The 24,874-nt window shown below is 61.4% G+C and carries 23 protein-coding genes; 12 read left to right on the top strand and 11 right to left on the bottom strand.

Annotated elements, in window-relative coordinates; genetic code table 11:
* The first annotated feature begins 38 nt into the window (after nt 1-38).
* The 3 genes from D8M21_RS05295 to D8M21_RS05280 all read left to right on the top strand — a co-directional run bounded on the left by D8M21_RS05295 (nt 39) and on the right by D8M21_RS05280 (nt 3,306).
* Nucleotides 39-797: an IclR family transcriptional regulator gene (locus tag D8M21_RS05295; RefSeq protein ID WP_053090013.1), complete on the top strand. Its 759-nt coding sequence runs from the start codon at nt 39-41 to the stop codon at nt 795-797.
* 338 nt (nt 798-1,135) lie between these two features.
* Nucleotides 1,136-1,330 carry a type IIL restriction-modification enzyme MmeI gene (locus D8M21_RS11595; RefSeq protein WP_126855737.1) on the top strand — a complete coding sequence of 65 codons (195 nt, stop codon included), beginning with the start codon at nt 1,136-1,138 and terminating at the stop codon, nt 1,328-1,330.
* Between the two features lie 1,169 nt (nt 1,331-2,499).
* Entirely contained in the window at nt 2,500-3,306 is an 807-nt protein-coding gene (locus tag D8M21_RS05280; protein ID WP_238651068.1) for a GIY-YIG nuclease family protein, read from the top strand.
* A 153-nt stretch (nt 3,307-3,459) separates the two neighbouring features.
* Here the strand turns inward: D8M21_RS05280 and D8M21_RS11590 are convergent, their stop codons facing one another.
* The 5 genes from D8M21_RS11590 to hutU all read right to left on the bottom strand — a co-directional run bounded on the left by D8M21_RS11590 (nt 3,460) and on the right by hutU (nt 9,567).
* Complete coding sequence (locus D8M21_RS11590; RefSeq protein WP_321174111.1) at nt 3,460-3,618, bottom strand: hypothetical protein; 159 nt, start codon at nt 3,616-3,618, stop codon at nt 3,460-3,462.
* A gap of 504 nt (nt 3,619-4,122) precedes the next feature.
* Nucleotides 4,123-5,694, bottom strand: a complete 1,572-nt coding sequence (hutH, locus tag D8M21_RS05270; protein WP_048682333.1) for a histidine ammonia-lyase — start codon at nt 5,692-5,694, stop codon at nt 4,123-4,125.
* Complete coding sequence (gene hutG, locus D8M21_RS05265; protein WP_202975608.1) at nt 5,691-6,689, bottom strand: formimidoylglutamase; 999 nt, start codon at nt 6,687-6,689, stop codon at nt 5,691-5,693. Before hutG ends, hutH begins: the two co-directional genes overlap by 4 nt.
* A gap of 8 nt (nt 6,690-6,697) precedes the next feature.
* Nucleotides 6,698-7,888 (bottom strand): imidazolonepropionase, encoded by a 1,191-nt coding sequence (hutI, locus tag D8M21_RS05260; protein ID WP_048682343.1) that lies wholly within the window; start codon nt 7,886-7,888, stop codon nt 6,698-6,700.
* Entirely contained in the window at nt 7,885-9,567 is a 1,683-nt protein-coding gene (gene hutU, locus D8M21_RS05255) for a urocanate hydratase (protein WP_048682346.1), read from the bottom strand. Before hutU ends, hutI begins: the two co-directional genes overlap by 4 nt.
* Before the next feature lie 174 nt (nt 9,568-9,741).
* On the opposite strand from hutU, the gene hutC reads away from it, so the two are divergent.
* Nucleotides 9,742-10,521, top strand: coding sequence for a histidine utilization repressor (gene hutC, locus D8M21_RS05250; protein WP_048682349.1), 780 nt, complete (start codon nt 9,742-9,744; stop codon nt 10,519-10,521).
* A 46-nt stretch (nt 10,522-10,567) separates the two neighbouring features.
* On the opposite strand, the gene D8M21_RS05245 is transcribed toward hutC, so the two are convergent.
* From D8M21_RS05245 to D8M21_RS05235, 3 genes are all read right to left on the bottom strand, one after another.
* Entirely contained in the window at nt 10,568-11,212 is a 645-nt protein-coding gene (locus tag D8M21_RS05245; RefSeq protein ID WP_048682351.1) for a hypothetical protein, read from the bottom strand.
* Nucleotides 11,205-11,957 carry a hypothetical protein gene (locus tag D8M21_RS05240; protein WP_048682355.1) on the bottom strand — a complete coding sequence of 251 codons (753 nt, stop codon included), beginning with the start codon at nt 11,955-11,957 and terminating at the stop codon, nt 11,205-11,207. The genes D8M21_RS05245 and D8M21_RS05240 overlap by 8 nt, the downstream gene beginning before the upstream one ends.
* Nucleotides 11,958-12,158: 201 nt before the next feature.
* Complete coding sequence (locus tag D8M21_RS05235; protein WP_048682356.1) at nt 12,159-12,809, bottom strand: hypothetical protein; 651 nt, start codon at nt 12,807-12,809, stop codon at nt 12,159-12,161.
* A gap of 142 nt (nt 12,810-12,951) precedes the next feature.
* On the opposite strand from D8M21_RS05235, the gene D8M21_RS05230 reads away from it, so the two are divergent.
* Nucleotides 12,952-13,272, top strand: coding sequence for a hypothetical protein (locus D8M21_RS05230; protein WP_048682357.1), 321 nt, complete (start codon nt 12,952-12,954; stop codon nt 13,270-13,272).
* Between the two features lie 60 nt (nt 13,273-13,332).
* On the opposite strand, the gene D8M21_RS05225 is transcribed toward D8M21_RS05230, so the two are convergent.
* On the bottom strand, nt 13,333-14,781 hold the full coding sequence (locus D8M21_RS05225) for a sugar porter family MFS transporter (protein ID WP_048682358.1): 1,449 nt from the start codon (nt 14,779-14,781) through the stop codon (nt 13,333-13,335).
* 300 nt (nt 14,782-15,081) lie between these two features.
* On the opposite strand from D8M21_RS05225, the gene D8M21_RS05220 reads away from it, so the two are divergent.
* The 5 genes from D8M21_RS05220 to D8M21_RS05200 all read left to right on the top strand — a co-directional run bounded on the left by D8M21_RS05220 (nt 15,082) and on the right by D8M21_RS05200 (nt 21,119).
* Nucleotides 15,082-15,660, top strand: a complete 579-nt coding sequence (locus tag D8M21_RS05220; protein ID WP_048682360.1) for a hypothetical protein — start codon at nt 15,082-15,084, stop codon at nt 15,658-15,660.
* A 124-nt stretch (nt 15,661-15,784) separates the two neighbouring features.
* The gene (locus D8M21_RS05215; RefSeq protein WP_048682363.1) at nt 15,785-16,264 is read left to right on the top strand and encodes a hypothetical protein; all 480 of its coding nucleotides are present in this window, start codon (nt 15,785-15,787) and stop codon (nt 16,262-16,264) included.
* Nucleotides 16,265-16,347: 83 nt separating this feature from the next.
* Nucleotides 16,348-17,223 carry a PRD domain-containing protein gene (locus D8M21_RS05210; RefSeq protein ID WP_048682366.1) on the top strand — a complete coding sequence of 292 codons (876 nt, stop codon included), beginning with the start codon at nt 16,348-16,350 and terminating at the stop codon, nt 17,221-17,223.
* A 93-nt stretch (nt 17,224-17,316) separates the two neighbouring features.
* Nucleotides 17,317-18,312 carry a glycosyltransferase family 2 protein gene (locus D8M21_RS05205; RefSeq protein ID WP_048682368.1) on the top strand — a complete coding sequence of 332 codons (996 nt, stop codon included), beginning with the start codon at nt 17,317-17,319 and terminating at the stop codon, nt 18,310-18,312.
* A 176-nt stretch (nt 18,313-18,488) separates the two neighbouring features.
* Nucleotides 18,489-21,119: a S8 family serine peptidase gene (locus tag D8M21_RS05200; protein WP_048682371.1), complete on the top strand. Its 2,631-nt coding sequence runs from the start codon at nt 18,489-18,491 to the stop codon at nt 21,117-21,119.
* 79 nt (nt 21,120-21,198) lie between these two features.
* On the opposite strand, the gene D8M21_RS05195 is transcribed toward D8M21_RS05200, so the two are convergent.
* Complete coding sequence (locus D8M21_RS05195) at nt 21,199-22,020, bottom strand: thioesterase family protein (protein ID WP_126855700.1); 822 nt, start codon at nt 22,018-22,020, stop codon at nt 21,199-21,201.
* Nucleotides 22,021-22,198: 178 nt separating this feature from the next.
* On the opposite strand from D8M21_RS05195, the gene D8M21_RS05190 reads away from it, so the two are divergent.
* Both D8M21_RS05190 and D8M21_RS05185 read left to right on the top strand, forming a co-directional pair.
* On the top strand, nt 22,199-22,999 hold the full coding sequence (locus tag D8M21_RS05190) for an HAD-IIB family hydrolase (RefSeq protein WP_048682377.1): 801 nt from the start codon (nt 22,199-22,201) through the stop codon (nt 22,997-22,999).
* Between the two features lie 138 nt (nt 23,000-23,137).
* On the top strand, nt 23,138-24,052 hold the full coding sequence (locus D8M21_RS05185) for a sulfite exporter TauE/SafE family protein (protein ID WP_126855699.1): 915 nt from the start codon (nt 23,138-23,140) through the stop codon (nt 24,050-24,052).
* Nucleotides 24,053-24,056: 4 nt separating this feature from the next.
* On the opposite strand, the gene D8M21_RS05180 is transcribed toward D8M21_RS05185, so the two are convergent.
* Nucleotides 24,057-24,854: a hypothetical protein gene (locus tag D8M21_RS05180; protein WP_048682380.1), complete on the bottom strand. Its 798-nt coding sequence runs from the start codon at nt 24,852-24,854 to the stop codon at nt 24,057-24,059.
* Nucleotides 24,855-24,874: the final 20 nt, after the last annotated feature.

The following is a 24,874-nucleotide window of genomic DNA, read 5'->3' as shown; positions in this document are numbered from 1 at the left end:
ATTCCAGAGTTTCCCGGAGAAAGGGATGAGGGTTCATAGTGGAACGTGTTAACGGAGCGGCGCATGCTTTGGAGGCCTTGCTGGCCTTCGACGCAGAACGCGACAGCCTGGGGGTTTCGGAGCTCGCCAGGCGGCTCGGTTGCAGCACGTCGACGGCGCAGCGTGCCGTTAATACACTGTGCGAGCTCCAATTCCTGCGTCGTGACGACCAGACCAGGCGTTACTACCTAGGTACAGCCGTACTGCAGCTCACCAAAGCCTGGAATCGGGCAAGTTCTCTCAAGAGGTTCGCTGAACCCATCATCATCGATCTCGCCGCATCCACGGGGTTGGTAGCGACGTTTGCTGTGCCTGACCATGCCCACATGCGCTCCCTCGTCGCTTGCGATGGTAAGGAAGGCGCTCTTCGGGGATATCCGCTGGGAGGAGAGTTGTTCCCCGCTCACGCCGGGGCGATCTCTAAGGTCTACTACGCGCAGTTGCCTGAGAAGGCACGCGCTCGGTTTGTCACGGGTCGGCCGATGGCTAAGTTCACCGCGACCACGACAACCGATCCATTACAACTCGAGCAAGAGTTTCGAAAGATCGCGAGGGCCGGATATTGCTCGACTCATGGGGAATATGATGAAGCGGTCTCCGCTTTGGCGGTTCCTGTGCTCGTGAAGAACGACCCGCTCGGCGCCATTTCTGTCGCCACGCGAGGCGACCTGGTCGTCGATTCCACGCTGATTGCACAATGCAAACAGGCTGCCAACGATCTGCAATCGCTGCTTTCCCTGCAACGTCGCAGGCGCTAAACGCCATAGAGATCGAATTCGACTTGGTTATATGCCGTCGATCAGTGGACACCGATGAGGCTGGGCTAGGGAGAGGTGACTCTGATCTGACTTGCCCACTGGGCGGCTTGGAAAGACGTGCTCCATGGCACCTGATGGATGACACGGATGCGGCTGATCATGAACTAACAGTTCGGTCGATGATGCTCCAGCACGTTGGACTGCACGGCAGACCGTTGATCGGGCCACACCGAACAGTTCTGCAATCTCCGCCGTCGCATGTTCCCCGCAGCGGTACAGCGAGACCAGGTGTTTCTCCTGCGACACCGTGAGCTTCGCCCCCCCCCCCCCCCCCGAACCTGACCGATTCTCAGAGGGAACAAATCATCGAGGCTGGGCAAAAAATACTCGAAGCTCGCGCCTTACATCCCGATCGGTCCTTGGCTGAGCACTACAACCCTCTGGCCATGGACCCCGTATTGCTCAAGGCCCACGACAAACTAGATCGAGCCGTAGACAAAGCTTTCAGAGCAACTAGGAAATTAAGCACCTAAGAGCAGCGTCTGGAGATCTTGTTTCGTAACTATCAGGACTTAACCGTTAGTTAGCGTCTCTGCATCACGTTCGGTCGTTTGCATTCAACCCGTATTCAATATCCCACAACCAGAATCCACATCCTGTACCCGCGTCCTTAGGCCCCCTCCACCGATCTTGCCACTCTCTAAGGAGGCTTCGCCAAGGCTACGATCAGGTAAACTAAAGCCGCAGCCCAGACAACGTCACGGCTAGTGGCACCGCCACCCCTCAAAGTGTGGTCACAATAATCCACTCAGGGTGCCGTCGTGCTGACTCCTTGACTTCACCACACCCTTGCTAGTCTCCAGCGAATCACCGACAGGACACCCTTATGCACCCCGGACCCAAATACACAGCTCTCGGTCTCACCGCAGTCGGCCTTGCAGTCCTTGGCGCATTGTTTGTCTTGTTCCCCGCCGTTCAGATGCTTGGAGTGTCCCTACTGATCACCGCGATAATTATTGGCATTGTCGTACTGACACAGCGAGATCGCATCATTTGGGAAGGCGTGACAGCCATCTGCCTCCCCGCTGTGATACTTGTCGCCGCAGCGGGCATAGGGATCGCGAGCACTCTCAACACCTCTACCCCTAGTGCCCGCCGGACCGTCAGCAACAACTCACTAACCGAAACGACCAGCACCCCTGCCGCTACTCCTACAACAAGCAGCCCTACTCCGACTCCTTCGGCACTCAGCAAAGAAGAGATCAGGGCATGGTTTGACACGGCAGGCCAGGCGTGTGGGGCTGCGGAGAAGCCCAGTTGGTTCTCCGAACCCGATATGCAGTACTTTGCCTTCGCTTCTACCAAGGCCACGGACAAAGACGATCCGCGCTATGTGAGCAGGGTCGAGGCCAAATGTGTAATCACCTCTCTCGGTGTCCCAGAGGATAGTGCGTACCTTATGGTGCAAGATGCCTATACCAATCTAAAGAGGCACCGCACTACTACCGATGGTCTCACCATCGTCATCGATGAACACCCCAGTGTCCCCAACATGATGATTGTGCTCATAGGCCCGCGGGATGCTTCTTAGACTCTCCATGCGCTAATGGAAGGCATCAGAGCTTGTCCGTGTCGACATCACACAGTTATATGCTGACGAGCAAAAAGCATCATCCAACTCTGGAACTGGGGTACAGACATCGTGCTCACCTTCGAAACGATCCTCAACAACGCCGGCATCGACCCCTTCGATTCCCTAGTAATCCGTCACGCGTTCATCAAGGAACACGAAGACAGCTCGGCCGGTATCAGCCCAAATTCCACATACGAACGAATCATGGAGTACACGACCAACCAGTCCCTCAATACCCGGAGTTTTCCGGCCAAGCCGCCGCGATTTTGGATCGTATTCGTCGCAGAGGGCAGCAACCGAGCCCGACTCTGGTCAGTCGTGGAGAATCACGGACTGGTCTCGTCCAACGAGCACCGTCGCGTCTTCGATCTGACGGCCTCAGATGCGATGGCTGATCTGAACAATCGGCTCGTCATCGGGTGGAGATCGCCACGGGCTTGGCGGATAGCAACCACCACGGCAGCAAACTATCCTGTTCTCGAAATCGCCGATGCTGCACCTATCCCTTTCCCCGGATTCGATGAACTGGTGCTGGACTACGACCAGTTGCAGGCGGTGATGCGCGAGCACCGCTACGCAGCATGGCGGACAGCCCTGGCCTCAGTGCTAGGGCTCTACCTCATTACCGACACACGCGATGGTCGCCAATACGTAGGAAAAGCTGATGGGGCCGAACGCATCAACCAAAGATGGAGTTCCTATGCCGCCAACGGTCATGGTGGCAACGTTGAACTACGTGGCCTGGACCCTTCCACGTTCCGTTATTCGTTGTTAAGGGTCTTCGATCCTGCCACACCGAACTCGGAGATAGATGCCGCCGAGAGTCACTTCAAGCAAGCCTTGGACACTCGTCGTCATGGCCTGAACCGCAACTAAACCCGGCTGCACCGCCTTGGCAGGCTTCACCGGGCGCTTATTCGGGCGGGTCCCGTGGGAATCCAATCGCCGCGAATCTGGCGATCACTCAGTCTGACACGAAGACTCCAGAAGTCTCCCAGTGAGGGACCGTTCTCCGATCAATAGTGCGGGTTACTTCGACCCATCGCTGTATGCCTCAGGTTGCGACCCCTGGTGAGGCCATCGGCGCAGGTGCACGAGCTGGCCCGGTACGCTGAACAGCTCAAAGAAGTCCATGCCGCGAGTCCAGAAGTCGACAGAAGCGGCCAGATCAGTTGTAGGGATGGTCACGAACGACGGCATTCCGTAGATCCCGTGGAACGGCTCGGGCGCGACCGCATCAGGACCGGGGGGGGCAGGGACAGGGCTCACTTCGAAGGCGTTATAGTAATTCCTCATAGACCCCACAATCCGCCCTCACACAACGTAAGGGGCAAGTCGAGGAACATTGGGCTCGACCTATTGTCCGATACACCAAGGCCTGCTTTTCTCTCTCCCACCACTCTTGACCCTATACCCCGTCAATTGCTGCGCTCGGCGGACCAAAATCAGTAAACAGCGGACGCCCATACGTCTATCGGAGAATACCCAAGACGGAATCAGGATTCTGGTGGAACAACCCTGTGGCGCGGCAATGGCTTAGCAACGACCGTACCTCGGCTTCACTATTTACCCCAGGCCGAAGCCTACTCCCGTCCTTGTTGGTATCGATCCATCCCGCACGGGGCCGCGCAAAGCGAAGGGGCCGTCACCGACTCGTCGGCGACGGCCCCTTCGCGTTACCGCAGCAAAGACCTAGCGCAGTTCGCCGGTCACCGTCTCGAGCGTCTCGAGAAGAGCCCCGGAGGACACCAGTTCAACCACCGTTTCGATCTCCGGCGAGAGGAATCGATCAGGCCCGGGCCCCTCGACTCCGGCCTCGCGGATTGCGGCGATCACTGCGGATGTGGCCGGGGCGGCGTCGTGTTCGCGCAGGTCGATACCGCGGGCGGCCGTGAGAATCTCGATCGCGAGCACCCGGTTGAGGCCGTCGATGGCCTTCCGGAGCTTGCGAGCCGCGGACCAGCCCATCGACACGTGATCTTCTTGCATCGCCGAGGACGGAATCGAGTCCACCGAAGCCGGGTTGGCCAGGCGTTTGAGTTCGGAGACGATCGCCGCCTGCGTGTACTGAGCGATCATGTGGCCGGAATCGACGCCGGCGTCGTCGGCCAGGAAAGGCGGCAGGCCGCGGTTGCGAGCGACATCCAAGAACCGGTCCGTGCGGCGCTCCGAGATGGAAGCGGTATCGGCAACCGCGATGGCCAAGAAGTCCAGCACGTACGCGACGGGGGCGCCATGGAAATTGCCGTTGGACTCGACCCTGCCATCCAAGGTCACGACGGGATTGTCCACCGCCGCGGCGAGCTCACGCCCGGCGACCATGCGTGCGTGTTCGATGGTGTCTCGAGCGGCACCGGCAACCTGCGGGGAACACCGCAATGAGTAGGCGTCTTGGACGTAGGTGCAGTCGTCGCCCTTGTGACTGAAAACGATTCCGGAATCCGTCAGGATCGACGTCATGTTCGCGGCCGCGGCTGCCTGGCCGGGGTGGGGGCGCAAGGCTTGAAGATCGGCCTGGAAGACGCGATCGGTCCCGAGCTGGCCCTCAACCGACATGGCGGCGGCCAAGTCGGCGAGCCGCATCAAGCGGTCGAGGTCGTTCAGGGCAAGCACGAGCTGACCGAGCATGCCGTCGGTTCCGTTGATGAGCGCCAGGCCTTCCTTCTCCGCGAGGACCACGGGTTCCAGGCCGGCCGCCGAGAGTGCCTCGGCCGACGTCGTCAATTCGCCATCGCGAGTACGAACGGGGCCTTCACCAATGATCGCGAGCGCGCAGTGAGCCAACGGCGCGAGGTCTCCGGAACATCCAAGCGAACCGTATTCGTGCACGACCGGGGTGATCCCTGCACTGAGCATGTCCGCATAGGCCCGGGCCACCTCGGGGCGCACCCCGGTTCGACCCGTGGCGAGAGTAGAGAGCCGCAACAACATCAAGGCGCGAATGACTTCACGTTCGACCTCGGGACCGGAACCCGCCGCATGGGAACGAATCAGGCCGCGTTGCAGCTGACGGCGCATCTCCTGCGGAATGTGACGGCTCGCGAGCGCGCCAAATCCAGTCGAGACGCCGTAGACCGGGCGGTCGAAGTTCGCGAGCTCGGTGATGCGTTCGCTGGACTCCTGTATGGCTTGCAAGGCTTCATCGGAGAGTCGGACCGTGGCATCGTGGCGCGCGACGTCGACGACGTCTTGGAAGCTCACGGCACCCACACCGACGACGACCTCGGGCCGCTGGTCGGATTCATGTTGGGTCGATTGATTCATGAGGTTGCTCCTAGCTCTGAGTTCTGCGATGCGGTCGCAATACGGTGGACCAGGCGCGCGGCGGTGCGCGCGGTCCGTCCGTCGATGTCGTACGTGGGGTTGAGTTCGGCGACGTCGCAGGCCGCGAGTTTTCCGCTCGAGGCCGCGAGGTCGCAGGCCAGTTGAATATTTTCCAGGGGGACGCCGTAGGCCGCGGGGGCGCTGACACCGGGCGCGGTCGAGGCGGGGAGACCGTCAAGGTCGATGGTTAGGTAAAGGAGGTCGACGTCGTCGAGAACCTCGGCCACAAACTCTCGAACTCGCTCACGGTCGGCAACGGAACAGTGCTCATCCAGCAGATACCGGACGCCGTACTTCTCTGCCGTGTCGAACAAGATCTGTGTATTACTCGGCTGGCTGATGCCCAACACCGAATACTGGAAGTCTCCGCCGCCCGCCTCTTCGGTCTCGAGCATCTGACGGAAAGGCGTTCCCGAACTGGGGACTGGGTCCGGTCGAAGATCAAAGTGTGCATCGAGGTTCAAGACCCCGAGCCTCTTGCCCTGGCGACGGGCAGACGCGGCCACTCCTTGATACGTCCCGAAGGCGATTTCGTGACCGCCTCCCAGAATGATGGGGAGACGTTGCGCATCGATGACGCGACGTACTGCCTCGCCCAATCGTTTCTGACCCGCTTCGAGCTGATCGTCAGTGACGGCAACGGTTCCCGCGTCCCAAGCGCGGATGTCCGCGTCTTGATCGGCGAGAGCTAATCCACCGAGCGCACCACGGAGTGCCTCCGGACCGGCCGCGGCACCCCGCCGGCCCTTATTCCTCTCGACTCCCTCGTCGCTCGAGAAACCCAGGTAGACCACGCCACCCGGAGCTTCCCGTTCGGCCTGCGCGGTGTATGGGGAAACCACTTGGTGCCACCTGCGGTGTTCGCGGCCGTCGCCGTCGATGCGACCGGTCCATTCCGCGGCCGATTGGTCCACTGTGAAAGCACTACGATCCATCGAATTCGTCATGACGTCACCTCCGAAGCCTGATATGCGAGACGCCCCCGCTGCCACACCGTGGACACCAGCGGCACACCGGGTCGATACGCGAGGTGCAGGTGGTTGGGTGCGTCTAATGCCACGAGATCGGCCCTCGTGCCGGGGCGAAGGGATCCGACGTCGTTCCGTCGAAGAGCCCGTGCCCCACCGGCGGTTGCCGCCCAGACCGCCTCGTCCGCCGTCATGTGCAGATCTCTCACGGCAATCGCGATGCAGAACGGCAGACTGGTGGTGTAGCTGGTTCCCGGATTGCAGTCGGCACCGAGCGCGACGGTCACCCCGGCGTCCAGGAGGCCGCGTGCATTGGGATATTCATTGCGGGTCGAGAAATCGGCCCCAGGGAGGAGCGTCGCGACGGTGTCGCTCGAGGCGAGCGCTTCGATGTCGGCATCATTGATGTGGACGACGTGGTCCACCGACGCTGCACCAAGTTCGACCGCGAGCTGGACGCCCGGCCCCTGATGGAGCTGGTTCCCGTGCACTCGGGGGGTTAAACCGTGGTCAATACCGGCTTGGAGCACCTTGCGGGATTGCGACTCGTCAAAGGCACCTTGTTCACAGAAGACGTCGATCCACGTCGCCTTCTCGGCGCATCGGGGAATGATCTCCTCAACAGCCACCCGAACGTAGGCGTCGGTGTCCCCTTCATATTCCGGGGGCACCACGTGGGCGGCGAGGAGCGTCACCTCATCCGCCAGCGAGCCCGCCACCTCGAGGCTACGCAGCTCGGACTCCACGGACTGGCCGTATCCGGACTTGCACTCCACGGTGGTGGTCCCAGAACGCAAGGACTCGTTGACGAGGCGCTGCATGTTGGCACGCAGGTGTTCCTCGCTGGCCTCGCGGGTGTGCTTCACGGTCCCACGAATGCCACCGGCGGTGTACTTCTGCCCAGCCATTCGAGCAGCAAATTCTTCCGAACGGTCGCCCGAAAAGACCATGTGGGAGTGCGATTCCACGAAGCCCGGCAGAACGGCGCGTCCCCCAAGGTCTCGAGCCGTATCCGCCGCCGGAGCTTGCGAACGCGGCCCGACCCAAGCGACCGTCTCGCCGTCGAGAACCACGGCGGCGTCTTCTATCAATCCGAGCTTGCCGTGACCCGCCTCGGGATCGTTGGTGACCAGCTCGGAGATTCCCGTCAACAGGGTTGAACTCATTCGTCTCCTTCAGCCATGGGGATGCGCACGCCGCGTTCCTTGGCGACGTCCGAAGCGTGTTCATAACCGGCGTCGACGTGGCGAATCACGCCCATGCCGGGGTCGTTAGTCAGCACGCGCTCGAGCTTCTGGGCGGCGAGGTCCGTGCCGTCGGCAATACAAACCTGCCCGGCGTGGATCGAACGGCCCATTCCGACGCCGCCACCGTGGTGAATCGACACCCAGGAAGCCCCCGATGACGTGTTGACCAGGGCGTTCAAGAGTGGCCAGTCGGCGATGGCGTCCGAACCGTCCTTCATGGATTCGGTCTCTCGGTACGGCGAGGCCACGGAACCGGAGTCGAGGTGGTCACGACCGATGGCGATCGGCGCCGAAAGCTCACCGTTGGCCACCATCTCGTTGAACTTCAGACCGGCACGGTGACGTTCGCCGTACCCCAGCCAGCAGATACGTGCCGGCAGGCCCTCATAGGCGACCTTTTCTTCGGCCATGGTGATCCACCGGCGCAGGTGCTCGTTCTCCGGGAAGAGCTCCAGGAGTGCTCGGTCGGTGGCCTCGATGTCCTTGGGGTCCCCCGACAGAGCCGCCCAACGGAACGGCCCCAAGCCTTCCTCGAACAACGGGCGAATATACGCCGGGACGAAGCCCGGGAATTCGAATGCGCGCTCGTAACCGGCTTGACGCGCCTCATCGCGGATCGAGTTGCCGTAGTCGAAGACCTCGGCCCCACGGTCCTGGAATTCCACCATGGCCTGGACCTGCGCGGCCATGGACTCGCGGGACTTCTTGGTGAACAGCTGAGGATCGCGCTCAGCTTCCTGAGTCATCTCGGCGAAGGGGATTTCGATGGGCAGATACGCGAGGGGGTCGTGCGCCGAGGTTTGGTCGGTGACGATGTCGATAGGTGCCTCACGCTTGAGGAGCTCGGGGAAGATGATGGCGGCGTTGCCCTCGAGACCGATGGAGAGCGGCTTCTTGGCGTCGCGGGCCTCCACCGCGAGTTCCAGGGCGTGATCGAGATTGTTGGCCTTGACGTCGAGGTAACGGTGCTTGATACGGCGGTCGATGCGAGACTCGTCGCAATCGACGCAGATGGCCACACCCTCGTTCATGGTGACGGCGAGCGGCTGAGCACCACCCATGCCGCCGAGACCTGCCGTCAGGGTGATGGTTCCGGCGAGGGTTCCGCCGAAGCGCTTGCTGGCGACGGCGCCGAATGTTTCAAAGGTTCCCTGCAGAATGCCCTGCGTGCCAATGTAAATCCAGGAACCGGCCGTCATCTGGCCATACATCATCAGGCCCTCAGCCTCGAGCTTGCGGAAGTCCTCCCAATTCGCCCAGTCGCCCACGAGGTTGGAGTTGGCGATCAAGACGCGCGGCGCCCATTCATTGGTGCGGAAAACGCCCACGGGCTTACCCGACTGAACCAACATGGTCTCGTCCGACTTGAGCGTCTTCAGAGTACGCACGATGGCGTCGTAGGCTTCCCAACTACGGGCAGCGCGGCCGGTTCCGCCGTAGACCACGAGGGAGTCGGGGTGCTCGGCTACCTCTGGGTCAAGGTTGTTCATGAGCATGCGCAAGGCTCCCTCTTGCTGCCACCCGAGGGTGGTGAGCTCGGGGCCACGCGGGGCCGAAACAGGACGGGGCTGGTGGTTGGGGGATGAAACGTCGTACATCGGGCAACTCTCCTAGATGTGGTGACACAAGAGCCAAGCCTCTTCGCTCGACCCCGTGGGATTCGTAGACTCGTGGAGTGACCCACGACCACACAAATGCAGTGTGAATCACAAAATGACCTTTGTCATATAGTCCTGTATATACAACCAGTTGTCAAGAGCGAAAGGGGCCCTGTGGATATCGAAGCGTTCACGCACGCCTACCAAAATGTGGCCACCCACAGCGACCCCGCATACCGGCGAATCATGCGGGTCCTGCAGGAGGGCATCCACGACGGCACGTGTTCACCGGGCGAGCCCGTCCCTTCTGAAAATGAGCTCGTCGAGGCGCTCGGGCTCTCCCGCATGACCATCAACCGCGCCTACCGGGAACTCAGCTCCCTGGGGATGCTCAAACGGGTTCGCGGCGTCGGCACGTTCATCGCCGACGCCAAGACGCCGACCTCACTCGTGGAAATCCGCAATATCGCCGACGAAATCCACGAACGCGGCCACGCACACCGCACCGAAGTTCTGTTCCAGCGCGCCGAGGTTGTGGAGGACGACGCCGAATGGCTCGAAGCTGACGGCCTCTCCGGGATGGTTTACCACTCGCTGGTCGTCCACTACGACAACGGAGTTCCGCTTCAGCTCGAGGACCGCTACGTGGCGCCCGACGCCGCCCCCGACTATCTCAGCCAAGACTTCACCGTGACCACGCCCAATGACTATCTGACCCAAGTCGCGCCGCTGACTCGCGGCCGCCACGAGGTCGAGGCGGTGCTCGGCAATGAGGCCGAATGCGAGCTCCTCGGCATCGACGTCGCGGAGCCGTGCCTCATGGTGCGACGTCGCACCTGGTCACGAGACGGTTTGGTCAGTCTCGCCCGCCTGATTCAACCGGGTTCGCGTGGCCGTCTGGAAGGCGAATTCGGGCAAGTGGACGGCCACGAACGAGCGGCCTCCACCACCTGAACCGACCGGTGCACTCACCGGACATAGACAGGCGTTGCTGGATCGATCAACGGCCTCGAAGGTCCTGCCCGGGGTCACTTTCGGGCTCGGAAGGGTTGTCTTCGGACGAATCTTCCAGAATTTCTCGGATAGTTTCGAGATATTCCTTCGGATCCTCTCCGTCGAGGATGGCAACCCGTGCGGCTTCTCGAGAGGACCCGAATTCGTGACGGCCCGCCTCAGCCATGTAATTCATGGTGGCCTGGCCATTTCGGAACATGATCCTCGCCTTGAGGAGGACGGCGACGGCCGTCCCAAGGACTAAGAAACCCACGACGATCAGCGCGATCACAATCCATGAGGCCCCAGCGAACAGGGCCAACGGCACACAGATGACCAACGAGGGAATCAGCCATGCCAGAATTCCCCAGACCAACCACGACCAGCTCCGATTCATCGTCGGCACCTGCGGCTGAGGAGCGACCGGGAGGCGTTCCATGCTTTCGCCTCGCTCGAGTCGGGCGGCGTCCTCAACGCTGATGTCGTGGAACCACTTCTGAGCTTCTTCAAGGGGTTTGGCGTTCAATGCCATGAAAAACATGGAAACGATGTTGTCTGAATCCACATCGTTGAAGAACTTCTCCTCGGCGCTGGACCTGTGAGGCGCTCCCTCGACGGAGGGCTTTTGGATCGGTTTAGGTTGATCAGTCATTGGCCTGCACCTGATTGCCCTCGGCGGGGCGTGCCAACCCGGAGACCGACACCCCGTTGAATTGTTCCACGAAATTCTCCGGGCCGACCTCGTCTTCGAGGAGCGGACGCATGGCCCAGTTCCCGTAATCGAGACGGTATTTCACCTGGCGCATCAGGCGCGTGAAATCGTAAATGGTGGCGCTCATCGACAGTTTGTCGCCCCGAACGCTCTTAGCAGTCAGGGTGATGCCATTTCCCGACTGTCCCAATTTGAACACATCGATCTCGTGATACGCCATGCGACGTTCTTGGCCCCAGACACTGCGCGAGCGAACCTCCATGTCGTCGAATTCCATGTAGAAATTCCGGTACCACGCAATGAACATGATTCCGAAGAGCAGGCAGATGATGCCGAAGATTCCCATCCCCAGGAGGGGCGGCTCTGACATCAACAAACCCAAGAGGCCAAAGAGGACCGAAATGCCGCCCACGACCGCAAAAACCCAACCGACGATCGGAATAATCCGCAGCATTCGCTGCCTCTTCACCGGAATAGGCTGATTGTCGTGAGCCCGCCCGGCCGCCATGTATTCGGGCGACCCAGGATAAGCCTGGGGACCGCTATTTCCGGCGCTGAAACCGTAAGGTTGCGGGGCGATTGACCGATCGGCCTGCTTATTCTTGCGTTGACCGAACCACGAAGCGATGGAGGTGACGACAACCATCACGATCATCGCTACACCGACGGAAATTATGGTGTGCATTGGCATAGTTGCTCCGGGGTTCGCGCGAGGTGGTTGACGACGCGAGTATATTCCAAAAACCCCGCGCTGACGGGCGGAAACTCCATTATTTCGAGGCCGTGCCTCGGAAGGAAATTCATTGCCTCGGAGCGCGAAGGAGTGGCGGTCAGCGAATGCGGCCCTCTCAGCTCAAGACACGTCCCGTAGGTAGGCCGATTGCCCCTACGCATCTTCCCGAACCCGCGGATCCGACAGGTCAGTGGGCTTGAGCGTCACCGACCGGGACAGGAAGTCCTCCGGTCCAGCATCACCCGGACCCAAGGGACGGTCGGCCCATTTGCCGTGGTCCAACCTGTACTGAAGCTGACGCAACAGGGTCGAGGCATCGTAAATCGACAAATAAACCTTCACCTCTTGACCGTTGATGCCCGCAAGATAAATAGACACATGTCGATTCGATTCCGACGTTTCACACCGAAAATGCTCGATCTCCCGGTACAGCATGCGGTGCTCACTTCCGGTGATTCCGTGCCACCGCATTTCGTGAGCGTCAAATTCCTTATAGACATTCCTGAACCAGATCATGAAGAAGGCACCAGCTGCGAGCACCGGCAGGCCCAGTATGATGGCCGCTCCGTCCCCGGGCCCAAGAAGGCTGGTGACCACGATGTAGACGCCAAAGCCAAGCCATGCCCATCCAGCCAAAAGAACGAGGGCCGTCGTTCGCTGTCGCCTGACCGGCGTCCCAGCAACCGTCGGGCCCCCATCTCCACCCGCCCGGTTCTTACGCATGGTGTACCGCAGGGAAAGTCCCGCGACAACGACCGTCAGCACCGTTATCACGACACCAATACCAAAGGATGAGAAATGCATAGAACGAGGCTTCCGGTAGTGGTGCGTAATTCGTCATTGACGACGGACAACGCGATTATGGCACGCCACCCTCGTTCCTCGGCATCATTTCCCGCTGGATAAGAACTCGATACCCTGGTGACAACCCATCCAGGAGGATTCCGTGGCCCCAATCCCGCACCAGCCCGGCGAACACCACCCGTCCGAGCACGACCTCTCCGACATCGAGGCTCGCGAACTCTTCAACCAAGCCCTTCCCGCCGCACAATTCCCCGTGGAGGAGCCGCCGTCGGATGACGAGGACTTCGCCATTGAGGGCTATCACCCTCGTGAGGAGATCTACCCCGACGGTATTCCCCCGGAACTGCGCGACGCCGAGATCGACGACGGCCCCCGCGCCATCGGGCCCGGCAAAATCCTCGCGTGGATTGCCGCGACGGTGCTCATCGTCGCCGTCCCCTTGGCCTACGTCATGAGCCTTTAAACGCCACACCACTCGGTAGCCGGTACGAATCCGGCTGCCGAGTGGTGCAGTCCAGGGCTGTTACAGCTTCGGCATGCGCGCTTTCTGGCGGCGCGGAACCGTCAGGCTGTCCGTCTCCTCCAACGCCACACCCTTGGTTTCGGGAATGAAGAAGTAGGCGAACGGCAGGCTGATCAGCGCGAAGAGTGCGAACAGGCCGTAAGAGAAGGCCAGGGAGAATCCCGCAAGTACCGGGAAGAGCATGCTCACGGCGAAGTTCGCCAGCCAGTTCGCGGCGGTCGAGAGGCCCATCGCCTTAGCGCGGATCGTATTGGGGAACACCTCACCGAGCATGAGCCACAGCAAGGGACCCCACGTGGCGCCAAAGGAAATCACAAATACGTTTGCGAAGATCAGAGCGAGCGGCCCCCATGCCCCGGGGAGCGACGGATTACCGTCAACGGTCACGGCCTGCGTGAACGAAATGGCCATGATCGCCAGAGAAACGAACATGCCGATCGATCCGCCCAATAGCAACGGGCGGCGCCCGATCTTGTCCACCAGGCCAATGGCAATCAGGGTCACCAATACGTTAATGACCGAGGTAATCACCGAGATCATGAACGAGTCCGACTCGTCGAAGCCGACCGAACTCCACAGCGTCGTCGAATAGTAAAAAATCACGTTAATGCCGACGAATTGCTGCAAGATGGCCATGACGATTCCGACCCACACGATCGGGCGCAGGCCGAGCGCGGTGCCTCGAATAGATCCGGAGTTTGCTCGGCGATCTTCCTCGATGGCGAGCTTGATCTCGGACATCTCGGATTCCACCTTCTCCGGCGGCACGATCGTCGCGAGAACCTTCTTCGCCTCGTCGTTCTTGTCTTGCAAGACCAGCGAGCGCGGCGACTCCGGGAGTCCCCATGAGACGACGCCGTACACCAGCGCGGGAATCAGCCCGACGATGAACATCCACCGCCACGCTTCGACTCCGAACCACAGCTGAGAACCGGCCCCGCCAGCGCTATTCGCGATGACGGCATCAGATAGCAATGCCACGAAAATACCGATGGTGATGGCCAGCTGTTGCATGGAGCCCAAGCGTCCGCGGCTGTCCTTCGGGGAAATCTCCGCGATGTAGGCGGGAGCGGTCACGGATGCGATGCCGATACCTAACCCACCGATGAAGCGCCAGATGATGAGGTCCCACACGCCGAAAGCGAGGCCAGCGCCCAGCGAGCTAACCAGGAAGAAGACGGATCCCAAGACCATCGCTTTGGTGCGCCCCCACCGGTTCGACACCGGACCGGCAACCCAGGCGCCGGCGGCGCAACCCAGCAGGGCGCATGCCACCGCGAAGCCCGTCATGGCCGAAGAGAGCCCGAAACTTTTTTGAATCGAGTCGACCGCGCCGTTGACGACGGACGAGTCGAAACCGAAGAGGAAACCACCGAGGGCGCCCGAGAATGCCAGAACCTTGACGCGGCTACTGGAGCTCGCGGCAGATTCCGTGCGAGAAGTACTCATGCTTCTTGCTCCTTTGGGGGACACGAAAATTCGAAGAACCACCCTACAAGCTACTCCTCATTGGCAACCTATGCTTACCGCCGAAAATGATGCGCCCATCAGTTTTCACCTTGGTCAAACCGTTCACGCTTCGGCACCACGAGGTATCCGTCCTCGCCATTTCCGTACCAAGGCCCTCCACCGCCACGAAGTATCGGCAGCTATACCCACAACTACAGGCCCCTCCACTGACCGGAAACCTCAGAGTTGAAACGATGTATTTCAACATTTCCTCAACCCACTGAAAACCGGAGAACATTCATGCGTAAATTCCTTGTGGCCGCCCTATCCACCGTGATCGTCGTAGTTACCCTCGCCGTGGTGACCGCAGTCTGGGACCGCAACGCGTCCGACAAGCGAGCGCAGTCCGCGCGGCAGGCCATCGAGTCGGTGATACCTGCCGACCGGGCCACGAATTTTGATGTGCACGGTCAACCCCACCTCCTCTACCAGCTCATGGACATGAACTCGACCGTGTACGTCGACGTCAAGCCCTCCGGTCAGGCCACCCACGAGCAATTCATCATCAACGACGTCAAGGACAATTCCTACGGGAACTTCTCCCAATACATCCGATTCCCTGACCCCGAAGGCACCCCCAAGCCGGTCCCGAACGCGGACGGTTCGTACACCAACAAGGGCACACTCAATGGAGCAGAGAAGGAATACTCCGTGGCGCAGGAAACGATCCCCGCTGGCGGAAACCTCGTCATTCGGGATCAGACCGGGCGCGAGGTCGTGAATTGTCCCCTCGGCTCATCCCGCACGGCCCACGTCGGCAAACCGTTCGTCACGGACCAGGGCATTTCCGTGGAGGTCCAGTACGACGCCGCCGCCTAAGCGTCGGCAGCCCGGCGTAAATAGCTCAGGAACAACGGGCTGACCAGGAGCAACACCACATCTCCCAACTGTCGAGGGCGAGCGCAAACTGTGTATCGTGGGACACACTTCTGAAAGGAGGCCCATGTCAACCTTCCGCTCGTCGAAAAAAGCGGCATCGTCCGCCTCGCCCTCGGCAGATTCCACGAAAAAGGATTCCTCGACACCGGACTCGGCCCACAAGCCCACCTCTGCACGAGAAAAGGCATCCGCCTCCGGTGATTCCGTGTCCGCTTCAAAGACAAAGGACGCGGCCTCCACTTCAACCGTCGATTCCTCGTCGAAGGCAAAGTCGCAGCCCAGCAAGGAACGTGCCACCACCGGTGATCGGGAAAAAGCGAAGCCCTCACCGAAGGAAGAGCCCACATCGGCCCAAGCCTCCCCGGAAAGCTCGCAGAAGAAACCTGCCGCTCCCGCCCCACAGAAGAACCCCCACCCTCGGTTCGAACATCAGCCGGGTCACGCCACAAACGTCGTCGTCCTGACAGCCCTCATCATCATCAGCGCCGTCCTTCTTGCGGCAATTTTCGTGGCTTTGATCGTGTTCAAAGCCCCGGGATTCTAAGATTTGAACACACGGGTTCATCGAGGCTGACGCGGCCGCCCGGTAGCGCCTGGGCAACGTTGGGGAAGAAAGGAACGGCAGTCGTGCGAATCCTTCGAATATTTAATAACAACGTGGTTCTGGCGGAAACCGATACCGGCGATCAAGTGGTGGCCATCGGACGCGGCTTGGCCTTCGGCAAAAAGAAGGGCCAACCCATCGACGCCGACGCCGTCACGCAAAAGTTCTACCCCGAGCAGCAAGCCGAGGAACACCTGACGGCCATGCTTTCGGAAATTCCCTCGGACGTTCTCGCCGTGGCAACGGACCTGGAAAAAATCGCCCGCGAGGAACTGGGTGCCAACATTTCGCACTCCTTCATCCTGCCGCTGGCCGACCACATTAACTACGCGATCGTGCGCGCCACCGATGGATTGCGGATTGAATACCCCCTCAGCATCGAGGTCGGACATCTCTACCCCAAAGAAACGGCGTTCGGCCATCGTGCCATCTCCATCATTAACGAACGCCTGGGTGTGAAACTCCCTGAGGACGAAGCCACGCCGCTGGCCCTGCACCTCGTTAATTCGCAATTTGCGACCGAAGATCTCATTAAGACTTTCAAAATGACGGAAGTCTTTACCGAAATCTTCGGCGTGATTTCCAACGCCTTTGGCCAGGAAATCGACCCGTCAAACCTTTCGGTCGCCCGCTTCGTCACGCATCTTCGGTACCTATTCGTTCGGGCCGAACAAGGGATTCACGCCAACACCACCGACCCCGCATTCCCCGCGATTCACGAGGCCGTGCGGACCGGATACCCCCGCGCCTACGACTGCGCCTATAAAGTTGTGCTCCTGCTCCAAGTCCACCTGCATCAAGAACTCTCCGACGACGAGCACACCTACCTGGCCATGCATATCGCCAGGCTCGCGAGCGACCTCTGGGGCGTCAGCACCACGACGTCGTCGAGGTCGTGACCGCCTAACCTCGCGCCGCGCTCTAAGGCTCTCCCCGGCCGACTTCGCTAGGATGACGGCGGCAGCAGTACCCGAAACGACACAGGAGATTCCGTGAGCTCAGGTCAGCACCCCCGCACCTCGGTCATCATGCCGGTCTACAAAACCGCCGACCGGGTGGTCTCGTCCATCGAGTCCGTGCTGGCCCAAACGGACCCAGACTTCGAACTACTCGTGATGATCGACGGTTCGCCGGATCATTCCTCCGAGGTCGTGGCGGACTTCCTGCGCGAGCATCCGGACGAGCGGGTGCGGGTTTTCGATAATCCCGTCAATGCCGGTGTTTCCACAGTCCGCAATCAGGCCCTCGACGCCGCCCGCGGCGACTGGATCGCATTCATCGATTCGGACGACCATTTCCGCCCCAATTTCCTGTCGACCATGCACGCCTACGCACGCGAATCCGAGGTTGACCTGGTCGTCTGTAGCCACACGCTGCTCAGCGCGGATGGTACGCAACGCGACCGCCGGGCCGGCAAGCCGGGCATCCGGACGGGTCGAGAGGCGACCCTGGAACTCTTGTCCGACGACGTCACACCCTACGTGTGGGACAAGCTGGTCTCCGCCGAGGCGATTCGCGACGTTCGGTTCCACACTGAGGTGACGCGCGCCGAAGATGCGCTGTTCTGCGTCTCCGCTTACGCCAATTCGCGACGCGTAGCCATCATTCCTTCGTCTCTGTATGAATACACGGTCGACGCCGGTTCGGCCACGTGGGGCAAGATCACCCCGGTGGCCGAGAGTGACGCTCTCGTGGAGGAAATCCGAAGGGTGGCTGGCCCCTTCCTCACCACCCCGGCGGGCCGCAACGCGTATCAGGCCTCGCGGATCCTGACCTACCTGAATAATGCCCAGCAGGCCATCGTGCTCCAAGGCGAAGAAGCTCAAAAGGTTCTGGAAACGTGCCGTCGTCGTATCCAATGGAGCGGAATTCCCGCGGTACTCCGTGTGAAACCGGTCTTCGGCCTCGCAGGAATTCTCCTGAAAGTCTCCCCCAACATCTATCGAATTCTCTACGGTGCTTACATTCGAAGAATGTACGGATTGTAGGTTTTACGGGAGCGCATGGGCTCTGTGCCGGTCGACGAGGAAATCAGTGACCTTGACACCGCGGCATTCCTGAAACATGATTCGACAGAGTGCGAGGATCGTTTTCGTGTCCGTCACGAACGTGAACTCGCGCCCATCAATCTCACTCTTTCGCACCCTGAGTTTTTAAGGCCCCCATGCGTTCCTCCCGTACTCTTTTCGCCCTCTGCCTCGTGTCCGGGGCCCTCGGCCTCACGGCCACCCAGGCCGTGGCGGCACCCCCCACTGGACCGACCAGCCAACAACAGTCCCAGACGCAGACGGGCGACTCATCGCTGGCTCAGCTCTCGGGCAAAACCGCGGCAGCTGCTCCCACCGCGACGGTCGAGGACTCCACCGACCGCGTCGTCGTGAAGTTCAAGGACAACACCCCCGAGGCCACCAAAACCAAGGTTCTGCAGGAGACCGGGCAAACAACACCGGCCAAGGACGCCAAGATCGTCAAGACGTCGGCCGCGAATTCGGACGTGGTGCAGTCCTCCAAGAAGCTCAACGCGAGCGAGCAAGACCAGGTGGTCAAGAAACTCTCGGCAGAGCCCGACGTTGAATTCGCGGAAGCGGACAAGATCGTCAAGAATGCCACCACCGGGTATCCGACCACCCCAAATGACCCCTATTTCGGGCCGTACCAGTGGAATATGCGAATCATCGACGCCCCTGGGGCATGGCAAAGTGCAACCGGAGCCGGCCAAACCATCGGCGTGGTCGATACGGGTACCACCAACCACCCCGACCTCAACTCGAAGGTCGTCAGCGGCTACGACTTCGTTTCCCCGGACTATGACCGTGACGGCGTCTACGGGCGGGACTCAGATCCCACCGACCCCGGTGTGATGGCAGCAGGGGAAAACTGGCACGGCACTCACGTTGAAGGCATCGCGGCGGCCTCCACGAATAACGGCATCGGCGTCTCCGGCGTTGCCCCCGACGCGAAGATTCAGCCGGTCCGGGCCTTCGGCATCGGCGCCTCCGGCTACGTGTCTGACTTCGCGGACGCGATCACTTGGGCGTCGGGCGGTCGCGTCGCCGGTGCTCCCGCGAACCCGAACCCCTCGACCGTCGTCAACTTCTCGGCAGCGTGGCCCGGCCAGTGTTCCTCCATCATGAAGTCCGCGGTTGACGGTGCGGCCTCCCGCAACGTTCCCGTGGTGGTGGCCGCGGGTAACTCGGGCGTCAACGCCAACGACGTCAGCCCCGCGAACTGCTTGGGCGCCATCGTGGTTGGTGCCACGGCCTCCTCCGACGTCATGACGGGCTACTCGAATTACGGGCCGATGCTCGACGTCGTCGCCCCCGGCGGGTCCACGGGAGCCGACATTTGGTCCACCTACAACACCGGATATTCCGCTCCGGCCGCGGCTAGCTACGGCACGTTGAACGGCACCTCGATGGCGGCACCGCACGTCGCCGGTCTCATCGCCCTCATGAAGCAGCGGAACCCGTCGCTCGGCGTGGAACAGATCCGAAATATTTTGGTGTCCACCGGCAGTAACGTGGGCGGTTACCCCCGAATCAACGCCAAGGCGGCGGTCAACGCTGTGGCGCCGGCAGCCGGCGGTTCGTCAACGCCCGTGGTGGTCAACGGCATCCGCAACCTCTACGACGCCCTCGGCGGCGCCTCGACCTTCGGAAACCCGCGGGCCAACGAACGCGGCGGACTCGTCGACGGTGGCGTATTCCAGGAGTTCACCAAGAACTACACGATCTACTGGACCCCCTTCACCGGAACCCACTCGGTGAATTTCAACGGTGCCATCGGCGCGAAGTACCGCGCTGGCGGATACGAGCGGGCCTACGGGTACCCCTCGTCGGAAGAATTCAAGAAGAACGGATTCTCCTACCAGTGGTTCAAGACCAAGGCCGGCAAGTCGACCCTGATCATGTGGACCCCTCAGAACGGTGCCCAGGTCATCAACGAATCGGGCAGCATCGGCAACCGCTGGGTCCAAATGGGCCGCGAAAACGGTTCGGGATTCCCGACCAGCGACGAGATCTCGGCTAATGGCTTGGCCTACCAGTGGTTCAAGAAGGGCAACACCAGCAGCTTCTACATGTGGAGCCCCGCAACCGGAACGCACATCATCAACGAATCGGGCGCGATCGGCGGCAAATGGGCCAACGACGGCCGCGAAAGCGGTTCCGGCATCCCCACGAGCGACGAAATCTCCAAGAACGGGATGGCCTACCAGTGGTTCAAGAACGGCCGGGTGTCCAACCTGTACATGTGGACTCCCGGAACCGGCGCCCACACGATTCAGGAAACTAGCGGCATCGGTAGCCGCTGGGTTCAGCAGGGCCGCGAAAACGGTTCCGGCTTCCCGACCAGCGACGAGGTGTCCAAGAACGGCACCGCGTACCAGTGGTTCGTGAAGGGCCAAACCAGCCACTTCTACATGTGGACACCCGCAACCGGAACGCACATCATCAACGAATCCGGCGGGATCGGTAGCAAGTGGGCCACAGACGGCCGCGAAAATGGCGCCGGCGTTCCCACGAGCGAGGAAATCTCCAAGAACGGCCTGGCGTACCAGTGGTTCAAGAAGGGCGGCGTCTCCAACCTCTACATGTGGACGCCGGGTAGCGGAACCCACACGATCATCGAGACCGGCGCGATCGGTGGTGCCTGGATCGATAACGGCCGCGAGAACGGCTGGGGCGCCCCGACCACGGACGAATACCGCGGTTCTGACGGCAAGATCCACCAGAAGTTCAGCAAGGGCGTCGAGGTCACCTGGAGCGCTTCGGAAGGCGTGCGCGTGTTGCGCTAGCCCCACACGACCTCACGCACGACGCCGCCCGCCTCGCTCTCCTCTGAGCGGTGCGGGCGGCGTCGTCGCAATAAGATGCCTAGGAGCCGATTCGCCTCAGAGTGAGGGTCTGCTCCGCCCGGCCGAACGCGCCGTGGTCGTCGTGCAGGATCGACGAGGTGAGTCCGATGCCGTCGTCACCGAAACTGACCTCGTTTTCCAGACCGAGCCATTGGCCTTCGGGGCGACGGAACAGGTGAACCTGGAGATCCACGTTGGGGAAGATCCACTTTTTATCTCCAGGGGCCACTCGGGTCGCGATGCCGTTGGAGGCATCCACGGCACCCATGAGGTGCACCCAGTCCGGCGATTCCTCGCCATCCACCAGCGGAAAGATCGGGCGAACCCATCCGATCCCGTGGCCCGCTCGGTGTTCCGGGGCTCGTAGGCCGTCCAGGGAGCGGATGAACCCGCCCGGCCATTCGTCGGCACCTCGCCACGGGGTGCACTGGTCTCGAGAGGGGATGCTGGCTTCTTCGGTCGCTGCGACCTCGCTGGTATCCGTGCAGATCAATCGCCACGCACTGGCCCGAATCGCGGTCCGTCCCCCGGCAATCATTTCGGCCTGAATCAATTCGATGGTCCGTCCCGGCCGCAGGGTCGTGGTCACGACCTCAAATTCGCCGGCGGGAATGAGCCCTAAGATCTCGTAGCTGATGCGGGCAATGCGCATGTCCTCGCGGGGTTCATGCTGTTCCAGGCAGTGCGCCAGGAGCCCGGAGGCGGGCGCCATGTGCTGCTCGTGCTCGTTCCAGGCGCCCTGAGCATGGATGGTCGAGCGGAACCGCCCGTCCCCCTCCTTCACGTAGTAGGCCTCAGCCTGCCCCAGGATCTCTGACAGCTGGTGATGGGTTTGCTCCATGCGTCCTTCCCTCTGAGCGCTCCGTCGCGGCTCCTTGTCGTGGGGCCGACTGTTCCAGCCGGGTCCCTGGCCATTTCCCCCATTCGGGGTTCTGTGACGGACCTTACCCTGAACCGCAGCTCCGTTCCGTACTGTGGGACCATTACTTCACGTAATCGCCGAGGAAACCGAGGACTCCATGTCGCCGCAGTTGATGGCCTTCGACCTAGACGGAACCCTGGTCTTTGACCAGAAGATCAGCGCCGAAAGCGTAGAAGCCATCCACGAGTGGCAGGCCGCCGGAAATCTGGCGGTGTGCTCCACCGGAAAGTCCATCGCCGCGACGATTCATGCGCTCCAAGGTACTGGCCTTCGATTCGACTATTACGTTCTGTACACGGGCGGTGCCGTGACCGACGCCGATTTCCGCGTGCTGACGAGCCACACCATCCCCAACGTCGTCGTCCGCGAGATCGTGGAGACCCTGACTCAGGAGCAGGGCATCGCGGTCTACGGAACCACCCTGGAATCCGGTCACGACGCCCACTTCCCCTCAACCACCGGTTCCAAATCCAGCTCGATCTTGGCCCATTTCGCCCCGATGGCCGTTGAGGATATTCCTCATCACGAGTTCGTAGGCATTCCCTTGTTCATTGAGGGGAACGAGGAACGGATGGAGCGCACGACGTCGTGGATCCGCGAGCGCTTTCAGGGCCAGGTGGACTGCCACCGAAACCAGGACTTCCTCGACGTCGTGCCGCCAAGCTGCACCAAGGGGACGGGGTTGGCATGGCTAGACGAGGCGTACCTGGGTGGGCGTTATGAGACCTATTCGATCGGCGACTCGTGGAACGATCTGGCGATGCACGCCTGGGCCCAGCATTCGGCGTCCTTCCCGTATTCGCCGCTGGAGGTCCAGGACGCCACAGACACCGTGGTGGCCACCGCCGCCGAATACATCCGTTCCGTCCTGAAGGGTTCCACCATCGCGTCATCGTAGGACACTCTCGCGGTCATGACCGCCCTGCGACGAAACGCGAGGTCACCGGACTACTCGCTTCTACTCAACCGTTGAGCGCCGCGTGCGCGCCTCCCTATGGTGTTCAAAACTACACAACACCTCAATCGGGAGCGCCACGTGAAAACCCTGATCATCCTCGGCCTCATTGGGCTGGCAGCACAACTCGTCGACGGCTCCCTGGGCATGGCCTACGGAGTGACGTCGTCGTCGCTCCTTCTCACCGCCGGACTTGCCCCGGCCTCGGTTTCGGCCACGGTTCATCTCGCCGAAATCGGCACCACCTTGGCCTCCGGGGCTTCCCATTGGCGCTTCGGCAATATCGACTGGCGGGTTGTGGCCTTCATGGCCGTTCCCGGGGGAATCGCGGCCTTCCTGGGAGCCAACGTTTTGGCCGCTTCCGGCGAAGGGGCCGAGCCGGTCATGTCGGTGATCTTGCTCCTGCTGGGAGTCTATGTTCTGGTGCGCTTTCTCCGAACGCGCACCGTGCGGCCGTCTTTTCGGGGCCGGGTCCCGGGGTTCTTCCTCGTTCCGTTGGCCATGCTCGCCGGGTTCATGGACGCCATCGGAGGCGGCGGGTGGGGGCCCGTCGGCACCCCGACATTGCTGGCGTCCGGAAAGATTTCGCCTCGGAAGGTGATCGGCTCCATCGATGCCTCGGAGTTCGTGGTGAGCCTCGGGGCATCCGCGGGGTTCCTCCTGGCCCTCGGCCATCAAGGCATCAATCTGCCCTTCGTCCTCGCGCTGCTCGTCGGTGGCGTCATCGCGGCCCCCGTGGCGGCGTGGCTCGTCCGGTTTCTGGCGCCGCGTGTTCTCGCCGTCGGTGCAGGCGGCCTCATCATTCTGACTAATGGGCGCACCCTTTTGGGCACCGATACCGCGCAGGACGCACTGCCGGCAGGCGCCTCCAACATCGTGCTTATCCTGCTGGCCGTCGCGTGGATCATCACCCTCGGATGGGTCATCCGACAACAAGGAACGGCGCGGGCCCTAGAGCCCACGCCGGAACCCCAGAAGGTCCCTTCGGAACCCTAAGCGACTACTGGACCTGCCATTCCCAGCCATCGTGAATCACCGGATCCGTGTACACGAGGGTGCCTGCCTGCTGTGGAATATCGAGGATCACGGAACCTTGAAGGTTCTGGCCCGGAGCGATTCCCAGGGGGATGGTTTGGTTGGGCGGGATGCAACTGTACGTGGAGACCGTCGCGGGTTGATCGATCACGCTTCCGTCGGCCCCGATGAACTTCCAGTTCGCCTCGGAGAAGTAGAACCGGTCGTCGTTCAGGACGCTCTGCATGTCGGCGGCGCTGCCCGTGGAGACGCCCATGTTCAGGCTAATGAACCGTCCGTTCTCGGGCTGGCCCGCATAAGGGGCCGTGCATTGGGGAGAGTTTTGGATGCCGTTGAGGACCATGGTCGCTGCGGGCTGACCGCTCGCGCCGTTGATGACGGCTGGCTGGCCAATGCCTTTGACAAGGTTGCCTCGCTGTGACCGGCTACCCGGTGCGGGCGCATTCTGTTCAGCCTGAGGTGTGCTGGTCTCTGGAGTCGGCGTGGGTTGGCCCTGATCTGGCTTTGGGGAGCTGTCGGTTGAAGGAGTGGACGACGGCTGAGGAGTTGCGCCGTCCGTTCCCTCAGAGGGCTTTTTCGAGGGGGAGTTCGACGGCGTCGAAGATGATGACGACGACGAGGAGCTCGAGCTGCTCGAGGGCGAGTCTGACGAGGACCCCTTCGAATCATCGGAGGATCCTCCGCACCCGGCGAGCGCGAGGCCGGCGAGCGTGACGACCGCGATGGTCAGGGAACGAGACCTATTCTGCGCTGAACGGTTCATGGGGGCATCCTCCGGAGTGC

Source organism: Kocuria sp. HSID16901, assembly GCF_003989425.1.
In the GTDB taxonomy this organism is placed as follows: Bacteria; Actinomycetota; Actinomycetes; order Actinomycetales; family Micrococcaceae; genus Rothia; species Rothia massiliensis.
This window is presented reverse-complemented; position numbering and strand designations above follow the sequence as displayed.

Excerpts from the sequence above, each read along its gene's own strand:
- D8M21_RS05195 (WP_126855700.1), bottom strand. The coding sequence starts at position 22,020 with ATGGAGCAAACCCATCACCAGCTGTCAGAGATCCTGGGGCAGGCTGAG.
- hutU (WP_048682346.1), bottom strand. The coding sequence starts at position 9,567 with ATGTACGACGTTTCATCCCCCAACCACCAGCCCCGTCCTGTTTCGGCC.
- D8M21_RS05235 (WP_048682356.1), bottom strand. The coding sequence starts at position 12,809 with ATGCATTTCTCATCCTTTGGTATTGGTGTCGTGATAACGGTGCTGACG.
- D8M21_RS05245 (WP_048682351.1), bottom strand. The coding sequence starts at position 11,212 with ATGACTGATCAACCTAAACCGATCCAAAAGCCCTCCGTCGAGGGAGCG.
- D8M21_RS05190 (WP_048682377.1), top strand. The coding sequence starts at position 22,199 with ATGTCGCCGCAGTTGATGGCCTTCGACCTAGACGGAACCCTGGTCTTT.
- D8M21_RS05215 (WP_048682363.1), top strand. The coding sequence starts at position 15,785 with ATGTCAACCTTCCGCTCGTCGAAAAAAGCGGCATCGTCCGCCTCGCCC.
- D8M21_RS05240 (WP_048682355.1), bottom strand. The coding sequence starts at position 11,957 with ATGCACACCATAATTTCCGTCGGTGTAGCGATGATCGTGATGGTTGTC.
- D8M21_RS05225 (WP_048682358.1), bottom strand. The coding sequence starts at position 14,781 with ATGAGTACTTCTCGCACGGAATCTGCCGCGAGCTCCAGTAGCCGCGTC.
- hutH (WP_048682333.1), bottom strand. The coding sequence starts at position 5,694 with ATGAATCAATCGACCCAACATGAATCCGACCAGCGGCCCGAGGTCGTC.
- D8M21_RS05220 (WP_048682360.1), top strand. The coding sequence starts at position 15,082 with ATGCGTAAATTCCTTGTGGCCGCCCTATCCACCGTGATCGTCGTAGTT.
- hutG (WP_202975608.1), bottom strand. The coding sequence starts at position 6,689 with ATGGATCGTAGTGCTTTCACAGTGGACCAATCGGCCGCGGAATGGACC.
- D8M21_RS05200 (WP_048682371.1), top strand. The coding sequence starts at position 18,489 with ATGCGTTCCTCCCGTACTCTTTTCGCCCTCTGCCTCGTGTCCGGGGCC.
- D8M21_RS05180 (WP_048682380.1), bottom strand. The coding sequence starts at position 24,854 with ATGAACCGTTCAGCGCAGAATAGGTCTCGTTCCCTGACCATCGCGGTC.
- hutI (WP_048682343.1), bottom strand. The coding sequence starts at position 7,888 with ATGAGTTCAACCCTGTTGACGGGAATCTCCGAGCTGGTCACCAACGAT.